The sequence below is a fragment of the Flavisphingomonas formosensis genome (assembly GCF_009755815.1).
GTDB lineage: Bacteria > Pseudomonadota > Alphaproteobacteria > Sphingomonadales > Sphingomonadaceae > Flavisphingomonas > Flavisphingomonas formosensis.
On the sequence record NZ_WRPK01000007.1, the window covers coordinates 229,862 to 246,864 of the forward strand.

Annotated in this window: 13 protein-coding genes; 5 read left to right on the forward strand and 8 right to left on the reverse strand. The window is 65.8% G+C overall.

All coding sequences use genetic code 11. From position 1 onward, the window contains the following. The first annotated feature begins 86 nt into the window (after nt 1-86). The 4 genes from GQY20_RS19815 to GQY20_RS19830 all read left to right on the forward strand — a co-directional run bounded on the left by GQY20_RS19815 (nt 87) and on the right by GQY20_RS19830 (nt 5,444). A complete protein-coding gene (locus tag GQY20_RS19815) occupies nt 87-920 on the forward strand; it encodes an SDR family NAD(P)-dependent oxidoreductase (RefSeq protein ID WP_157218868.1) in 834 nt (277 codons plus the stop codon). 26 nt (nt 921-946) lie between these two features. Further along, nucleotides 947-1,867 carry a TIGR03619 family F420-dependent LLM class oxidoreductase gene (locus GQY20_RS19820; protein ID WP_157218869.1) on the forward strand — a complete coding sequence of 307 codons (921 nt, stop codon included), beginning with the start codon at nt 947-949 and terminating at the stop codon, nt 1,865-1,867. Between the two features lie 139 nt (nt 1,868-2,006). After that, a complete protein-coding gene (locus GQY20_RS19825) occupies nt 2,007-4,340 on the forward strand; it encodes a TonB-dependent receptor (protein WP_232476164.1) in 2,334 nt (777 codons plus the stop codon). 162 nt (nt 4,341-4,502) lie between these two features. After that, entirely contained in the window at nt 4,503-5,444 is a 942-nt protein-coding gene (locus GQY20_RS19830; RefSeq protein ID WP_157218871.1) for a zinc-dependent alcohol dehydrogenase, read from the forward strand. A gap of 305 nt (nt 5,445-5,749) precedes the next feature. On the opposite strand, the gene GQY20_RS19835 is transcribed toward GQY20_RS19830, so the two are convergent. From GQY20_RS19835 to GQY20_RS19865, 7 genes are all read right to left on the reverse strand, one after another. Beyond that, the gene (locus GQY20_RS19835; RefSeq protein ID WP_157218872.1) at nt 5,750-8,317 is read right to left on the reverse strand and encodes a TonB-dependent receptor plug domain-containing protein; all 2,568 of its coding nucleotides are present in this window, start codon (nt 8,315-8,317) and stop codon (nt 5,750-5,752) included. Between the two features lie 224 nt (nt 8,318-8,541). Beyond that, nucleotides 8,542-9,480, reverse strand: a complete 939-nt coding sequence (locus GQY20_RS19840; RefSeq protein WP_157218873.1) for an ABC transporter substrate-binding protein — start codon at nt 9,478-9,480, stop codon at nt 8,542-8,544. Further along, the gene (locus tag GQY20_RS19845) at nt 9,477-10,571 is read right to left on the reverse strand and encodes an LLM class flavin-dependent oxidoreductase (protein WP_157218874.1); all 1,095 of its coding nucleotides are present in this window, start codon (nt 10,569-10,571) and stop codon (nt 9,477-9,479) included. Before GQY20_RS19845 ends, GQY20_RS19840 begins: the two co-directional genes overlap by 4 nt. A 20-nt stretch (nt 10,572-10,591) precedes the next feature. Continuing rightward, nucleotides 10,592-11,827 (reverse strand): rhodanese-like domain-containing protein, encoded by a 1,236-nt coding sequence (locus GQY20_RS19850; RefSeq protein WP_157218875.1) that lies wholly within the window; start codon nt 11,825-11,827, stop codon nt 10,592-10,594. Continuing rightward, a complete protein-coding gene (locus tag GQY20_RS19855) occupies nt 11,824-12,420 on the reverse strand; it encodes a cysteine dioxygenase family protein (RefSeq protein WP_157218876.1) in 597 nt (198 codons plus the stop codon). Before GQY20_RS19855 ends, GQY20_RS19850 begins: the two co-directional genes overlap by 4 nt. After that, nucleotides 12,417-13,217 carry an ABC transporter ATP-binding protein gene (locus tag GQY20_RS19860; RefSeq protein ID WP_157218877.1) on the reverse strand — a complete coding sequence of 267 codons (801 nt, stop codon included), beginning with the start codon at nt 13,215-13,217 and terminating at the stop codon, nt 12,417-12,419. Before GQY20_RS19860 ends, GQY20_RS19855 begins: the two co-directional genes overlap by 4 nt. 4 nt (nt 13,218-13,221) lie before the next feature. Then, nucleotides 13,222-14,004, reverse strand: coding sequence for an ABC transporter permease (locus GQY20_RS19865; RefSeq protein WP_157218878.1), 783 nt, complete (start codon nt 14,002-14,004; stop codon nt 13,222-13,224). A 215-nt stretch (nt 14,005-14,219) separates the two neighbouring features. On the opposite strand from GQY20_RS19865, the gene GQY20_RS19870 reads away from it, so the two are divergent. Continuing rightward, a complete protein-coding gene (locus GQY20_RS19870; RefSeq protein ID WP_157218879.1) occupies nt 14,220-15,056 on the forward strand; it encodes a LysR substrate-binding domain-containing protein in 837 nt (278 codons plus the stop codon). Between the two features lie 9 nt (nt 15,057-15,065). Here the strand turns inward: GQY20_RS19870 and GQY20_RS19875 are convergent, their stop codons facing one another. Next, nucleotides 15,066-16,937, reverse strand: coding sequence for an aromatic amino acid ammonia-lyase (locus tag GQY20_RS19875; RefSeq protein ID WP_157218880.1), 1,872 nt, complete (start codon nt 16,935-16,937; stop codon nt 15,066-15,068). Between the last annotated feature and the right edge of the window lie 66 nt (nt 16,938-17,003).

Sequence of the window (17,003 nt, forward strand, 5' to 3'; positions counted from 1 at the left end):
CTTCAACACTGTTGTAATTATTTCGAGGCTCGCTTAGGCTCTTCACCACTCAGGGAACCCGCACGAACGGGCGAAGAGGTGAGGGGATGCGGATAGAGGCGGGCCAGGTGATGGCCGTCACCGGCGGCGGCAGCGGAATCGGACGTGCGCTCGCGCTCGGCTGCGCGGCGCGCGGCATGGCGGTGGCGATCGCGGATATCGAAATCGGGACGGCGCAGGAGACCGCGCGGCTCGCCGAGGCGCACGGCGTGGCGACGTTGGTGCGGGAAGTGGACGTGAGCCGCGGCGATGCGATGCGGGCCTTTGCGGACTCCGTCTACGATCGTTTTGCGCGGTGCGACCTTCTTTGCAACAATGCCGGCGTGCTGGTGCTCGGCCCGCTCGGCGATGCGCGGGCGAGCGACTGGCGCTGGGCGATGGATGTCAACCTGATGGGCCTCGTCCACGGCATCGAGGCGTTCGTGCCGCGAATGCGGGCGGCGCGGGCGGGGCATGTGCTCAATACCGTCTCGCTGCGCGGCATCGTGACGAGCGCGGGCTGCGGCGTCTATGCGGCTTCGAAATTCGCTGCGCTGGCGGTGAGCGAGACGTTGCGTATCGAGCTGGCGGCGGACCGCATCGGGGTGACCGCGCTGTGCCCCTGGTCGGTCGACACCGCGATCCTGGCGAGCGATCGCAACCGTCCGGGCGAGGGCGGGGGGCTCTCCGCCGAGGCGGTGCAGCGGCTGATCGACGCGGCGCCGGCGAACGACCTCACCATCGGTGCGGACGTCGTCGCCGCCGTCGCGATCGAGGCGGTGGAAGCGGACGAAGCCTATGCGATCACCCATCCGCGAGCCCGAGCCCTGATCGAGGACCGGTTCCACGCGATCGTCCGGTCGATCGAACGGGTGGCCGCGCGGCATCCCGAGCTGCCCTGATTCCTCGAGCGAAAGACGCGCCCGCGATGCCGAACCGAGTGACGATCAACCTCAACATACTGACCCTGGACCGGCTCTTCGGCGGCGATCTCGCCCGCTATGTCGATCAGGCGCGGGCGATCGAGGATGCCGGCATCGACGGCATCGTGATGCCCGATCATGTCGTGTTCGGCGACGATGCGACCTATCCGTTCGGCGCCTGGACGGTCGCGCCATCGGACAGCTGGCCGGAACCGATGGCGGTGCTGGCCGCCGTTGCCGGCGCGACCCGGCGGGTGGATCTCGTCACCAACGTGCTCATCGCCCCGCTGCGATCGGCAGTGCTGCTCGCCAAGCAGGTGGCGACGCTCTACGGCCTCTCCGGCGGGCGATTCCAGCTCGGCGTCGGCACGGGCTGGCAGGAGCAGGAATATGTGGCGAGCGGGCAGAGCTTCGCCGCGCGCGGCGACATGCTGTTCGATCAGATGCGAGCATGCCGCGCGCTGTGGCTCGAGCGGCCGGCGACGTTTCGGTCCGAGCATGTCAATTTCGAGAAGATCTGGTGTTCGCCGGGCTTGCCGGGCAGCGCGGAACACTCGCCGCTGAAGCTCTGGTTCGGCTTTGCGCCGAGCGCGGCCAACGCTCGCTATTTCGCCGAGTTCGATGCCGGATGGTCCTGCATCAAGCCGGATCCCGGCTTCATCGCGGAAGGTCGGGCCAGGCTGGAGGGCCTGTTGCGGGACCGCTACGGGATCACGAAGCGGTTGCGGGTGCGCGCCGCCCCCGCGATCCATTTCGATGCGTCCGGGGCAGTATCGATCGATCGTACGATCGATCATCTCCACGAATCGATCGAGGCGGGTGTGACCGACTTCGACGTTCCATTGATGTTTTACGTAAAAGAGGCCGATCGACTTCCCGAGTTTCTGAACAAGCTCGGCTCAATAAATCGGACTGTCGCCGAATAGACGATCTGATCGAGCGATAGCCCGGTGTGTTGGAAAGACGTTTCGAATCAACGAGCGTCGACAACTGATGGGGAGGGATATCATGCGCGGACGGACAAGTGCATATCGCATGGGAAGAAGGCTGTGGCCGGCCAGTCTGATGGCGCTGGCCTACGCGCTGTTACCCGAAGGCGCTTCGGCGCAGGCGGCGAACGCGCCCGACGGCGGCACCATCCAGGACATCGTCGTGACGGCGCGGCGTACGTCGGAATCGCTGCAGAAGACGCCGATCTCGATCACCGCGCTGAACGCGCAGACGCTTGAGAAGATCAACGTCAACCAGGTCGACAAGGTCGGCCAGGTGGCTCCGAACGTGGTCATCAACCAGCAATCCGGCGCTCTTTCGGCAGCGTCGATCAACATACGCGGTATCGGCCAGACGGATCCGTCCTTCGCGCTGGACACCGCGGTCGGCATCTATCTGGACGGCGTCTATGTGGCACGCAGCGCGGGATCGATCTTCGACCTGGTCGACCTGGAGCGGATCGAGGTGCTGCGCGGACCGCAGGGCACGCTGTTCGGGCGCAACACGACCGGCGGCGCGATCCAGCTGATCTCGAAGAAGCCGGCCGACGTGATGGGCTTCACGGTGAAGGGCGGATACGGCACGCGGAACAACTGGTTCGCACGCGGCCGCTTCGATACCGGCAAGCTCGGCAATTCGCCCTTTTCTGCTTCGTTCGTCTATTATCACCGTGATCGCGACGGCTATTTCGATAACACGCTCACGCCCAGGAGCAAGGATCCCGGCTCGCTGCACGTCAATGCCTATATGGCGTCGCTGCGGGGGGATTTCGGGCCGTTCCAGCTCAATTACAGCTACGACTATGATCGCCGTACCGGCGCCAACCCCTTTTTCCAGACCAGCGCATTGAGCGACGTGGCGCTCGCTTATTACAGCCAATCGGAATCGCTGGGCGGGGCGAAGCTGCAATACAGCCCGGACAAGAGACTGAAATCGGGTCAGCAGCAGTCGGCTTATGGCGACTTCTACACGTCGAAGACAATCAGCCAGGGCCATAATCTGACGATGAGCTACGAGGCGTCGCCCGCCTTCACGATCAAGTCGATCACCGGCTATCGCAAGCTTTATCTCTTCAACGCGCTGGCGCTGAGCGGCAATGGCGATCTTAAGGGACTGGTGCTCAATCCGACGACCTTCGAGGTGAGTGTCCAGTCGGTCACGCCCTATAATGGTTATAACGGGCCGCAGAAGCAGTGGCAGGTTTCGCAGGAACTGCAGCTGCTCGGTACGATCGGCGATTTCAAATATGTCGTGGGTGCATATTATTTCAACGAGCATGTCTCCGAAGACAATCACCAGAGCCTGACCTTCCTCACCAATATCAGCCAGACGTCGACTCCTTTCTATGTCGGCATCAATCTGGAGCCGGAGGCGAAATATCATGCCCGCTCGCGCTCCTATGCTGCGTTCGGCCAATTGAGCTGGCGGCCGCAGGCGCTGGACGAGAAACTCGAGCTGACCGGTGGCATCCGCTACACCAAGGATCACAAGCAGCTGACCTTGCAGAACACGTCCTTCGGCATTCCGGATGCGTCCAACGGATCGGATACGGTGAGCTTCGACAATGTCTCCTTCCTGGGATCGGTGAGCTATCAGTTCTCGCCGACGACATTGGCCTATGCGAAGATCTCGACAGGGTATAAATCCGGCGGCTTCAACCCGCGCGCGCCGGGATTGACCGATGCGCAGGGCAAGTTCATCGGGCTCAATTCGTTCAAGCCCGAGAAGCTGACCTCTTATGAGATCGGTGCGAAGACCGATCTGTTCGACCGGCATCTGCGGATCAACGTCGCGGCTTTCTACAGCAAATATAATGATCTTCAGGTGCCGCAATTCGCATCGGGCAGCGCCGGTGCCTCGACGCTGCTGGTCAACGCCGGCAAGGCCGATTTCAAGGGCGTCGAGCTGGAAGTCACCGCCATACCGGTGCGAGGCCTGACCCTGACGGGATCACTTGGCTATACCGATCCGAAGTACAAGCAGTTCCTGTTTCTCAATCCGGCGAACAACATGATCAGCGATATCTCGAATTCGGCACGTTTTCCCAACGTCGCGAAGTTCAACTCCTATGTCGCCGCGGAATATGATTTCGAACCGACGCGCTATGGACAGTTCACGGTGCGCGGATCTTATGCCTATCGCAGCCACGTCTATTTCTACCCCAACGACACGGTGAACGTCTTCAACAAATCGGTCGATTCCCCGGCGACGAACAGCGTTGAGGCACGCGTCTCGCTGACCGACATTCCGCTTGGGCAGCGACTGAAGGGCGAGATTTCGGTGTTCGGGGAAAATCTGCTAAACGAGGATCAAGTGCTCTACGGCGTCGATTTCGGCGGCCTGGGTTTCGGCGGCAAGATCTATGGTGAACCGCGGCGCTTCGGAGTGGAGGCGAAGCTGAGCTTTTGAGGCACTCTCCTTCCCGGAGCGGGAAGATAATCAAAGACGGTCTCGCCATTCTCGTTCTCGCGGGAATGGCGAGATACATTTTCGGTACATCCGGTGCGAAGACTCTGTCGCGGTCGGCCCCGGCATGGCAGGTTCGCGCCGACAACAGATGGGAGAGAGCGGGTGAAGGCAGTCCGGTGCGCCGAAGGGCATGTGCATGTGGCCGAGGTGGAGCGGCCGTCCGGCGAAGGCGTCAGGGTACGGATCGCGTCCGCGGGCATTTGCGGATCGGATCTCCATTTGCTCGCCGCCGGTTATCCGATCACGGCCAATCTCGGCCATGAGATGGCGGGCATTGCCGAAAATGGCCAGGCAGTGGCGATCGAGCCGCTGGCGGTCTGCGGCGAATGCCCGGCCTGCGCGGCGGGCGCCTATCATCATTGTGCGCTGGGTGCGTTCGCGATCACGCTCGGCCTCGGACGGGACGGGGGCATGGCGGAGGAGGTGATCGTGCCCGAGCGCTGCCTGGTGCCGCTGCCGGCAGGGTTGTCCGCAAAGGATGCCTGTCTGGCCGAGCCGATCGCCGTGGCGGTGCACGGCATCGCGCGTGCCGGGGTCCGGCCCGGCGATCGCCTGGCCGTGGTGGGCGGCGGTTCGATCGGGCTTTCGGCGGTGGCCGTCGCCAGGGGCATGGGGCTGCCGGTCGCGCTCGCCGCGCGGCACGATGCGCAGCGCCTCGCGGGCGAGCGGCTCGGCGCGACCGCTGATCCGGCCGGCGAACATGAGGTGGTGATCGATTGCGCAGGCACATCGGAGTCCATAGCCCAGGCGGTACGCCTCGCGCGCACGGGCGGCACCGTGCTGACCCTCGCGACTTATTGGGGCGGACTGGAGCTGCCAGCCTTCGAGGTGGCGGCCAAGGAGCTGAAGATCGTGGCCTCGTCCAGCTATGCCCGCAACGGCGCGGTGCGGGACATCGACATTGCGGCATCTCTGCTGGCCGGCAATCCGCGCATCGCCGAGACGATCATCAGCCATCGCCTTCCTCTGGAAGCCGCCTCCGAAGCCTTCGACCTGGCGCGCGATCGGACGAGCGGGGCAATCAAGGTCGTGCTCGAGCCCTGAGCTCAGCATCCTCCGCGGACGATCATCGCGCCGAAGATCGATTGCCGGCAACGATCCGGAGAGCCCTGCCGGCGATGGCGCCGTGGCTGATGCTCCGTGGAATCCCGGCGGCTCGCTCTTCTATAGCTGCTCGTCGAACGATGCTCCGTTAAAGGCTTTACAGCATCGAGCGTTAATCTGAACCGTCATGCCAGCGGAAGCTGGCATCACTCTCGACAGGCAGTCGGGTGGCTGTGGAGAATGACCCCAGCTTCCGCTGGGGTGACGCGGGTGGCGTGAATGAGCCAGATTAAGCGCACTGCGCTCTAGAATCGCACGGCAGCCCGAGCATAATAGAAGCCGCCGCTCAAACCGAAGGGCGCAAAATTTCCGTAGAGGCCGGAGCCGTCATAGGCGACGATGCCATGTTTGTCGGGATAGACGTCGAACAGGTTGTTGGCGCCCACCGAAAGGGTGACGTGGTCGCTAAGGTCATAGCCGATATCGAGATCCGTCACCCATTTCGCGCCGAATTTCCGGTCGTTCGCCGCGACTGTGCTCGATTCGACATAGCTGCCATAGCGGGTGAGGCGCAGCAGGCTGTGCAAGCGGCCGAACGACCAGTCGCCGGACAGCACCACCTTGCTATGCGGCGTCGCCGCGATGAGATCGCGCTGCACCTGGCGCCCGAACAACGCCACGCTGACCGGATTGCCGTTCGAATCCTTGAGATTCTGGAGCTGCGTCGGCGTGTCGATGACGTGCAATATCTTGGTCTTGTTGTAGCTGTAGGCGGCGTTGAAGCGAAGGGTTCCGAGCGCCGAAGTGCGCAGCGTATATTCGGCGACGACGTCCACGCCGCGGGTGCGCGTATCGACGGCGTTGGTGAAGAATTGCGCGCTATCCACGCCGGTGATGCCCTGGGCGAGCAGGATCGCCTTGATCGCGCTGCCGCCATTGGCGGAGGTGCCGAGGAAATCGGTCTTCACGATGCGGTTGTCGACACGGATCTGGTAGCCGTCGACGGTGATGCGGAAAGGCCCGCGCTCGAACGTCGCGCCGGCGGTGAAGTTCAGCGACTTCTCGGGCTTCAGCGGCTTGGCGCCGAGCGCGATCGCCGCGGCGCTGTTCACCGGGAGGAACTTGGAGGTGGTGGAGACGCGCTGGTCGCCGATCACCGTCACGGTGTTCTGCGTCGTCGAGAAGCCGGTCTGCGCCAGCGACGGCGCGCGGAAGCCGGTGTTGACGCCGCCGCGCAGCGCGAAGCCGCTGCCGAGATCGTAGCGGGTCGAGACCTTCCAGCTCGCCGTATTGCCGGCGCTGTCGTCATAATGCTCGAAGCGGCCGGCGACGCCGACGAACCAGGGCTTGGTGATATTGGTCGAGAGATCGACATAGGCGGCATAGTTGTTGCGGCTGAGCGAGGTCGCGTCCGCCGGCGAGGTGCCGGTGAAGGAGACGAGACCGGGCGACGGCGCCCTGCCGCCATAGGTGTTGCCGAAGGGCGTGCCGTCCTTGGGGATGATGTAGCCGCCGTCGCGATAGCTGTCGGGCTCGCCCGCGATGTTCTGGAACTTCTCCCAGCGATGTTCGAAGCCGACCGCGACGGCCAGCGGCTCGGCGAGGCCGATGTCGTAGCTGCGGGTGAGATCGATATTGTTGACCCACAGCGACTGGACCTGCTTGCCCATGAAGAAGCTGGTCGGGCTCGACGGGCCGAGCGAAGGGTTGAGCGTGCCTTCCGCGCCGAGCTTGACATGATCCTTGCCGTAGCTCGACGACAGATCGAAATCCCAGCCCGCGCCGAGGCCGCCCTTGAGGCCGACCGCGGCCTGCCAGTCCCACTCCCAGATGCGGCGATAGGCCTGGAAGCCGCCCGGATAGATTTGCGGCAGCGAGGTCAGGCCCTGGGTATTGGTCTGGCCGCCATAGCCGGTGGGCGAGGGGAAGGCGGCGCCGCGCGCGTCCTTGATGTCGCGGTAGCTGAGCGTCGAGAAGCTGTAGAGCGTCAAGTTCTGGCCGACCGGCAGCTCGGCATTGTAGGAGCCGTTGATGATCTTGTCGCGGTTCGAGCGGCCATAGCCGCCGGCGATGACATGATCGGCATTGGCCTCGCGCGGATCGGGCTTGCCGTTCACCAGCGGATAGATGTTGGGGACCGGCAGTGCGGAGCTGTCCGCGCGGTCGTGATATTTGCCCTCTACGGAGACGCGGATGAAGCCGCCGTCGCCGATGCGGGTACCATAGCCGATCGTCTGCTGAAGCAGGGCGCCGCCCTTTTCGTAGAGCTGGCCGGCGGTCGAGGTGAACTCGCCGCCTTCCGGCGCGCTGTCGAGGATGATGTTGATCACGCCGGAGATCGCGTCCGAGCCATATTGGGCGGCGGCGCCGTCGCGCAGCACCTCGATCCGGCCGACCGCGTTGGTCGGGATGAGATCGATGTCGACCGGCGTGGAGCCGCCCGATATGCGCGAGAGATTGTTGATCAGCGACGTGGTGTGGCGGCGCTTGCCGTTGACCAGCACCAGCAGATAGTCACCGGACAGGCCGCGGATCGAGATCGGCCGGACGCTGGCCGAGGTGCCGCCGCCGCCGAGCGCGGGCATGGTGAGCGAGGGGATGACGTTGCCGAGAATCTCCTTGAGGCCGGTGCGGCCGGTGGCCTTCAACTCCTGCGGGCTGATCACGTCGATCGGGACGGGACTGTCGGCGATGGTCCGCGGCCGCGAACCGCGCACGCCGGTGACGACGATGGTGTTGCCGTCCGCTTCCGCCGCCTCCGAGGCGTCGGCGGTGACGATCGGCGCGGGCGCCGCGTCGGCGGCGTGGGCGAGGCCTGGCGCAGCGAAAACGAGGGCAAGGGCGCTGCCGCCACGAAAAACAGAGAATTGCATCGGTGTCCCCCAACAATTTCCAGTGCGGAGGCGCGCAAGTTCGCATCCGAAAAATCCGGTGCGCGCGTCCCGCTCGAAAAGATGTTTAAGCTTGTGGTGTGTCTATTCGTCATTGCCCTTCAAGGGCAAAGCAGCTTAATTTTCTGCTGACGAAATTATTCCTGCATTTTTATTAGAAATAGAAACTTGCCTATTTGTCGATTTGATAAGCATTCGACCGATCATTATTTGAACGACGTATCAAAGGCGGCGTTGAGATCGCGTTTGCCCGCAACCGCGCCGGCCGCCGTGAAATCCTCCAGCACCTGGCGCTGCTCGGCGATCAATGCGGCATCGATCGGCACGCGAAGGCGCTGGTTCTTCTCCGCATAATCGCGTGCGATTGCCTGGGGCAGGCCGGTTTCCTTCGCCAGCAGGTCGCCATAGGCATCCTTGTGGGTGGCGGCCCAATCCAGCGCCTTCGCCTCGCGCTTGAGGAAATCCGCGAGGATTTCCCGCTTGGCGGCGGCTGCGGAATCATTGGCGACGTCGAAGCCGATGCCGCGCACGAGGCCCCGCCCATCGACGATAGTGCGGGCGTGCTCCAGCGTGGCGGCGCTGAGATAAGGCACCCAGATCGACCAGGCATCGATCGATCCGCTGCTGAACGCGGCCTTGGCATCGCCCGGCGCGAGGAAGCTGAGCTTCACATAGTCGAGCGGCAGATGGGCGGCGGCGAGCGCACGCACGACCAGATAGTGGCCGACCGAGCCGCGTGTCGTCGCGATCGTCTTGCCCTTGAGGTCGGCGAGCGTCCGGACGGGCGAGCCCGCCGGAACGACGATGGCCAGCGCGCCCGCCGGCCGCTCGGGCGCTTCCTGCGCGCCGACAGCCTTCACCGGGCTGCCGCTCTGATAGGCGAACATGAAGGGCGCGTCGCCGGTAAGACCGACATCGACCGCGCCGCCGCCGATCGCCTCGAGCAGATGCTGGGCGGCCGGAAATTCGGACCATTCGATACGATAGGGCGCACCGTCCAGTGCGCCGGATGCCAGCATCAGCGCCTTGGTGCCGCCCCGCTGGCTGCCGACGTGAAGCACGCCGGCGTCATCGGACGATGTTCCGCCCCGGCCGCACGCGCCGAGCGCGAGCAGCAGGGACAGCGTTGCAGCGAAACGTCTCACGCGACCTGTCGCTCCGCTTCGCGGGCGGCCTCGCGCCGGGCGACCCGATCGCGCACCAGCGGAATCAGATCGCGGCCATATTGGATCGCGTCGCCGAGCGGATCGAAACCGCGGATCAGGAAATGATCGATGCCGAGATCATAATAATCGAGGAGCGCGTCGGCGACCTGCTCGGGCGTGCCGACGAGGCCGGTGGAATTGCCCTGCGCGCCCGCCACGGCGGCGAGACCCGTCCACAGGCGGGTATCGGCGCGATAGCCGGCGCTCGCCGTCTGCAGCAGGCGTTGCGATCCGGCATTGGGCGGGGTGTGATCGCTGGTCTTGAGGCCGGCATCGGCGCGCAGGGCGCGCACCCGCTCGACGATCTCGTCGGCCCGTTTCCAGGCGGCTTCCTCGGTATCGGCGATGATCGGACGCAGCGACAGCGAGAAGCCGGGGCGGCGGCCGTAGCGCGCGGCGGACGCGCGAATAGTGGCTACGGCTTCGCGCACCTGCGCCAAGGTTTCGCCCCACAGTGCATAGACGTCGGCATGACGGCCGGCGACGTCGATCGCCTCCGGCGAGGATCCTCCGAAGAAGACGGGCAGATTGGTGGGTTTCACCGCGCTCCAGCCCTGGCGGATACGATAGAAATCGCCGTCATGATCGAACGGCTTGTCCGCTGTCCATTCGCGGCGCAGCACGGTGAGATATTCGTCGGTGCGCGCGTAGCGCAGCGCCTTGGTGGACACATCGCCGTCGCGCTGCATCTCCTCGTCCGCACCGCCGGTGATGATGTGCACCGCGATGCGGCCGCCGGAGAGCTGATCCAGCGTGGCGAGCTGGCGCGCGGCCAGGGTCGGCTGGGTGAAGCCGGGGCGGTGCGCGATCAGGAAGCCGAGCTTCGTGGTGATCGCGGCGGCATGGGCCGCGACGATCTGGCTTTCCGGCGAATTGGAGCCGAACGGGATGAGGACGCGATCGAAACCGCCTTCCTCCTGAGCGCGCGCCGCGGCCTCGACATAGTCGCGGTCGAGCTCGCGCCCGCGCGGGACGGCGTGGATCTCGGAATTGTTGTTGAAGCCGATATAGCCGATGAATTTGACGGACATGGCCGTACCTCCTGTGGGGTTCAGATGACGTAGAAGCCGTGCGTGCCGTCGCGCGCGAGCTGATCGACGAGGCCATATTCCCATTTGAGATAGGCCTGCATGGCGGCGGCGGGATTGTCTGTGCCCTCATAGGGGCGGCGATAGCGGCCCTGCGCGCCGCGCGGCGGCAAGGCGTGGGGATCGCCGGTCTCGGAGACGTCCGGCCGGCCATCGAGCACATAGACTTCCCAGCCGAGCTGGGCGAGCCAGGACGCGGTCATGTCCGCGCGTACGCCGAGATCGTCGGCGAGCACGATGCGCGCGCCGCGCACCGGGGCGAAATGGTCGGTCTCCTGGACGAGCTGGCCGCCCGGAGCATTGCGGAAACCGGGGGCGTGGCCGGCGGCATATTCCTCCGGCGGGCGCACGTCGAAACGATAGAGGGTGCGCGCGTGATCCGCCTCCAGCGCGGCCAGGGCTTCGGCGTCGACGCGCTTGACTGCGGCGCGATAGGCGACCTGGCGGGCGCGGACACGGGCTTCGTCCAGCGCGCCGGCATCGACGTCGGGATAGCGCGCGCTGCTGCCGTGCTGGAGCGCCTGGCCGGCGAGCGTCCAGCCGATCGTGCCGTTGCGCAGCGCGACGACGCGATTCGGCAGGCCGGCGTTGATCAGCGATTGTGCGCCGATGATGCTGCGCGTCCGCCCGGCGCAGTTGACGATGATCGTCGTATCCGGATCGGGCGCGATCGCGGACGCACGCAGCACGAGCTCGGCGCCGGGAACGCTGATCCCGCCGGGCAGGCTCATCGTCGCATATTCGTCGAACCGGCGCGCATCGAGGATCGCGATGTCCGCCTTCTCGTCGATCAGCGCCTGGACGTCGCCGGCGGGCAGGGACGGCGTGCGACGGCGATGCTCGACCAGTTCGCCGAACGCCTTGGAATAGGAATTGACGTCCTCGAACAGCTCATAACCCGCATTGCGCCAGCCGGAGAGGCCGCCTTCGAGCCTGTGGACGCGGCTGTAGCCGAGCGCGGCGAAGCGCTCTGCGGCTGCGTCGGTGAAACCTTCGACATCGTCGTAGAGGATGATCGGCACGTCGCGGCGGGGCAGGCGGGAGGGTGCCTCGATCTGGATGCGCTCCAGAGGGATCTGGGCGGCGAAGAGGGGATGGCCGGTGGCGAACGCGGCTTCCTCGCGTACGTCGATCAGGGCGATCTCGGCGCGCAGCAGCAGGGCCTGGCGAACGGCGGCAGGAGTATATGTCTGTGTCATGGGATCAATGCTGGCAGGGCGGCATAGCCGGAGATGAAGAGTTTGGGCGTACCATCGGCATCGTAGGTCGCCCGTTCGACGGCACCGATATCGGCACCATAGACGTGGATGCTGATCGACACCCGATCGTCATAGGCGTTTGCGACGCGATGGATGTCACCGGTGGCGGGCGAGAAGCTCTCCACCTCGCCGGCGGCAAGGGTGCGCAGCGATCCGACACGGAAGAGGCGGCCGTCGTCGCGGCGGGCGAAATCCTCGACCAGCTCGGCGCCGCGCAGCACGCCCACCATGCCCCAGACGCGATGATCGTGGACCGGCGTCGCCTGACCGGGCGCCCAGACGAAGCTGACGACGGAAAAGCGGTTGGCCGGATCGCGATGGAGCAGATATTGCTGGTAGCGGCTGGGATCGGGCGCAGCATAGGCGGCGGGCAGCCAACCGTCGCGAGAGACGAGATCGGCGAGCCGCCGGCTGCCTTCGGACAGGATCGCCGCCTCGTCGGCACGGTCGACCAGGCCGCCGAGCGCCGCGACGAAATCGTGCAGCGGCGCGGCATCGGCGCCGGCCGTATCGATCGGGGCCGGGGCGTTCATTCGGCCGCCGCCAGCCAGGTGGAACGCGGATGCGCCACCAGATCGGCATAGGAGCCCTCGGCCGCTTCGACGCCGAGATGGCCGAGCAGCACGGCGCGCAGGCGGCGGACCGTCGCGGTGCGCTGGCCGCGTTCCGCCTCGATGCGCTCCTCGGCGACGATGCGGCCCTTGTCGAGCACGAGCACGCGATCAGCAAGCGCGATCGCCTCGTCGACGTCATGGGTGACGATCAGCACCGCCGGGCGATGCCGCTGCCACAGGCTCAGCACCAGCTCGTGCATCCTGAGGCGGGTGAGCGCATCGAGCGCGGCGAACGGCTCGTCGAGCAGGAGGAGCTGCGGCTCGCGGACGAGCGCGCGGGCGAGCGCGGCGCGCTGTGCCTCGCCGCCGGAGAGGGTGAGCGGCCAGGCGTCGAGGCGATGGCCGAGGCCGACCTCGCGCAGCGCCGCCTCGGCACGGGCGCGGACATCCTTGCCGGGCAGGCCGAGGCCGACATTCTTCCAGACCCGTTTCCACGGCAGCAGCCGCGAATCCTGAAAGACGACGGCACGCGCCGAAGGAATGGCGACCTCCTGCCCCTCATGCCGGCTGTCGAGACCCGCGAGGGTGCGCAGCAGGGTGGTCTTGCCGCTGCCCGAGCGGCCGAGCAGGGCGACGAACTCGCCGGGGGCGATATCGAGATCGAGCGAGTCGAGCACCACCGTCTCGCCGAACACGCGCGAGAAACCGCGCAACCGGACGACGGCGGCTACCGGAGCGGGCGATTCCGCGCCCGGAGATGCGAGCGTCAAAGCCATGGGATCAAGCCTCCACCAGCGAGGGCCGCCAGGCAAGGGCCCGGCCTTCGATGACACGAACGATGAGATCGGCGCCGAGGCCGAGCAGCGCATAGACCATCAGGCACACCACGATGATGTCCGTCCGCATGAAATCGCGGGCGTTGTTGACGAGATAGCCGAGCCCGGCGGTCGCGTTGATCTGCTCGGCGATCACCAGCATCACGATGGCGATGGTGAGCGAATAGCGCAGCCCGACGAGCAGCGAGGGCAGGGCGCCGGGGAGCAGGACATGGCCGATCACCTGCGCCCGGCCGAGGCCGAAGCTGCGCCCCATGTCGACCAGCCGGACGTCGACACCGCGAATGCCGTTATAGAGGTTGAGATACACCGGAAACAGCGTGGCGAAGGCGATCAGCGCGATCTTCGGCGTCTCGCCGATGCCGAACCAGACGATGAACAAGGGCGCGAGCGCCACCACCGGAATCGCCCGCTTGATCTGCATCAGCGGATCGATCGCGACCTCGCCGGAGCGGGAGAGGCCGGCCACCAGCGCGAGCACGATACCGAGCGAGACACCGATGCCGAGCCCGATTGCGACGCGGCCGAAGGAGACGAGCAGGTTGGACGGCAGCTCGCCGGACCAGATCATCTCCGCCAGCGTCTCGATCACGGCCGAGGGCGCGGCGAGGGTGCGCGGCGGGATGAGGCCGGTGCGCGAGGCCGCTTCCCATAAGAGCAGCAGCAGCAGGGGCGACAGCCAGCGGCCGGGGCGTAGGGTGAAGGAGGGGGATCCGGGCTTCTTCATGGCCGCATCAAGCCGGATTATTCTCTACTGAATCAATAGAGTATGCTTCACCTAACGTATGAGATGTGCTTATATGTGGTCATATAATATTGAAATCGTTTGATAAATTCTGGTCGTGCGGGGTCGTGGAGAAAGACTTTAGGCGAATCAAGAATATCATTATCCATTAAATCTACTGATAAGATAGACAATAGCGGTAATTCGAAGGAGCGCGAATGGCCGTCAACCTGCCTACCACCATGCTGCGCAGCTTCGTCGCGATCGTCGACACCGGATCGATGCTCAATGCAGCGGAGCAGGTATTCGTCACCCAATCCGCGTTGAGCCTGCAGATCAAGCGGCTCGAGGAGCTGGTGCAGCAGCCGTTGTTCCAACGCGAGGGGCGGCGGCTGACCCTGACCGCCGCGGGCGAGCTGCTGCTCGGCTATGCGCGTCGGATGCTGGCGATCCATGACGAAGGACTGGCCGCGATCAGCGCCGGGCGCTTTATCGGGCCGGTCCGCGTCGGCATGGTGCAGGATTTTGCCGATCTGCTGCTCACCGGCCTGCTGGCTCGCTTTTCCGAGCTTCATCCGGAGGCGCAGATCTTCGCGCGCGTCGCCGGCACGGCGGAATTGCAGACCATGCTGGAGCGCGGCCAGCTCGACATCGTGATCGGTTATGCCGGCCCGCGCGATGAGCATGCGCTGCGTAGCGCGCCGATGCGCTGGTTTGGCGAGGAGGGGCTGGCCGGGGCGGACGTGCTGCCGCTCGCCGTGCTGGAAAAGCCCTGCCGCTTTCGCGAGGCGGCGATCGCCGCGCTGGATGCGGCGGGCCAGCCGTGGCGGATCGCGGTGGAGACGCCCAATCTCTCCACCCTGCGTGCCGCCGTATCGGCCGGGCTTGGCGTCACCTGCCGCACCAGCCTTTTCCTGCGCGACCTGCCCGTGCTCGAGGCGCCGGCGCTGCCGCCGCTGCCCAACGTCACCTGCATCCTGCTGAAGGCCGAGCAAAGAGGAGAGGCGGCGCGGCATCTGGCCGAGCTCAGCGCAGAGGCGATCCGGGCGCTGTAGCCCCGGAGCTCAGCGCGATGCGCGCGTCAGCCCCGCACGGGGGATGACCGGCTCTCCGCCCGGCATCGGCACGGCGATCGCCGCGTCGAACTCGTCGGGCGCGTGGCTCCTGAGGAAGCTGGAGGCGAGGTTGGCGGGCGTGTCGGACAGGGCGGCCGGCGTCGTAGCCAGGCCGGAGGCGGTTCCGGCCGGTCCGAGGCTCGGCTGGCGCTGGAACGGCACGAGCTGGCGGAGCGTCGTCCACAGGCTGGTGGGAGCGGGCCCGAAACTGCGCGCCGGATCCTCGAGCTTGCGAATATCCATCCAGAAGGCGGCGTTGAGCATGTCCTGCCCCAGCATGTCCTGGGCGATGCCCATCGCCTGACGCAGACGCATCAGCTTCAGCATCGGCACGGCATCGAGATCGCCGACGCCGCGATCGGCGGTGACGCCGTCGGGGGCGACCGGGTTGGCGAGCGGCTTCAGTTCCTGCCACAGCGCATCGATGATGCCGCCACCCCCGCCGCTGCCGCCGACACCGCTTGCACCGCCCGGCTGGCCATGGGTCTTCAGGACCTCCTTCGGGTCGGTAACGGTGAAGAAGCTGTCCTCGAAGCGGTGGACCCGCTCGACGACCGCCACCATCAAATTGGTCAGCGGGATCGAGAAGGCCTCCACGTCATCCACCAGCGGATAAGGATCCCAGTTCGAGTTGGAGAGGATGTAGCCGCCCATGCCGTTGCTCCAGCGGCCGCCCTTCACATGGTATTTGAGCAGCTGCGGCGTCGCGAGCTCCCACGAATCCCCGGGCGAGAAGCCCGGACGGATGGTGGGATTGTGATCGGTCGAGTTCATCTGGATCAGCACCGTGTCGCGCAGCCGCGCCCAGGACTGCCAGACGCTGCCCGCGCGCCAGACCGTCGCGCGAAGGCTCTCGGGATCCTGGATGATGCGATATTCGCCGTTGAAGACGTAGCTGCCCTTCAGCATCTCGAGCACGCGGCGGGCGGCGAAGTTCGCCCAGGGAAAGGGACGGGTGGACTGCACCGGCAGGGACAGCGGACCGATGCTGCCGTTCATCGCGTTGAGATCCATCGACCAGATGAGGTCGTGCCAGCCGAGGAAGCGGCGCAGGTCATAGACCAGCAGCGCGGCGAAGCCGGCCGAGAGCGCGCTCGTCGTGACCAGGTTCCCGTCGGCGCCGGCAAATTGGATCGGATGCAGGCCCGCGGCGCTGAGCGCCTCGGCGGCCGGCATCCTGCGGCCCTTGAAATAAGCGAGGCCGAGCCCGCGCAGCGTCTGTCCGGTCGGCACGAAATCCGCCTCGCCGATCGCGCCGCGCCAATAGACCGCCGGCGTCACGCCATGGTTGAGCAGATCGGCAATGCCCTGCACATAGGCGGGGCTGGCCGCAAGGTAGCGCATATTGTTGAGATCGACGGCGAGCATCGCGCGCCCGACCTCTTCGTCCTTGATGTCCTCCCCGAAGCCGGCCGGCAGCTGCGGCGTCTCGGGCGGCGCATACCGTCGTGCGATCTCCGCCTTGAACGTCTCGGAATCGGGATCGCCGACCAGCGAGGCCTGCTCGCGTCCGGAGCCGGGTAGGCGGTTGAAGAGATAGACCGGCACCTTCTCCGCCTGCGCTTGCAGGATGAGCCCGAAGGAGGCGGCCGCGCCGTCCCTCAGCTCGTCCGCCACGCGCACCTTCGCACCGAAGCGTGCGATATCGACGAGCTGATCGATGGAAAGGTCGTGACCGGTCAGGGTGACAGTACGGTCGGCCATGGTGGGGGTGATGGGTCGATAGTCCGTCTCCGCCGATGCCGGGCCGGAGATGCCGAGAAGCATGGCCGTAGCCACCATGCCGATCAGGCGTCGCATGCCGCCAATTCGACCCGCCATATCGTCCCCCATTCTGCGCGCTGCGCGACCGCTGACGGCCGAATGAAAGGCGGCTGGCTATTCAAG

Bases quoted from the DNA above. Each gene is read 5' to 3' on its own strand.
- GQY20_RS19815 (WP_157218868.1), top strand. From the start codon at position 87: ATGCGGATAGAGGCGGGCCAGGTGATGGCCGTCACCGGCGGCGGCAGC.
- GQY20_RS19820 (WP_157218869.1), top strand. From the start codon at position 947: ATGCCGAACCGAGTGACGATCAACCTCAACATACTGACCCTGGACCGG.
- GQY20_RS19825 (WP_232476164.1), top strand. From the start codon at position 2,007: ATGGCGCTGGCCTACGCGCTGTTACCCGAAGGCGCTTCGGCGCAGGCG.
- GQY20_RS19835 (WP_157218872.1), bottom strand. From the start codon at position 8,317: ATGCAATTCTCTGTTTTTCGTGGCGGCAGCGCCCTTGCCCTCGTTTTC.
- GQY20_RS19845 (WP_157218874.1), bottom strand. From the start codon at position 10,571: ATGTCCGTCAAATTCATCGGCTATATCGGCTTCAACAACAATTCCGAG.
- GQY20_RS19850 (WP_157218875.1), bottom strand. From the start codon at position 11,827: ATGACACAGACATATACTCCTGCCGCCGTTCGCCAGGCCCTGCTGCTG.
- GQY20_RS19855 (WP_157218876.1), bottom strand. From the start codon at position 12,420: ATGAACGCCCCGGCCCCGATCGATACGGCCGGCGCCGATGCCGCGCCG.
- GQY20_RS19860 (WP_157218877.1), bottom strand. From the start codon at position 13,217: ATGGCTTTGACGCTCGCATCTCCGGGCGCGGAATCGCCCGCTCCGGTA.
- GQY20_RS19865 (WP_157218878.1), bottom strand. From the start codon at position 14,004: ATGAAGAAGCCCGGATCCCCCTCCTTCACCCTACGCCCCGGCCGCTGG.
- GQY20_RS19870 (WP_157218879.1), top strand. From the start codon at position 14,220: ATGGCCGTCAACCTGCCTACCACCATGCTGCGCAGCTTCGTCGCGATC.
- GQY20_RS19875 (WP_157218880.1), bottom strand. From the start codon at position 16,937: ATGGCGGGTCGAATTGGCGGCATGCGACGCCTGATCGGCATGGTGGCT.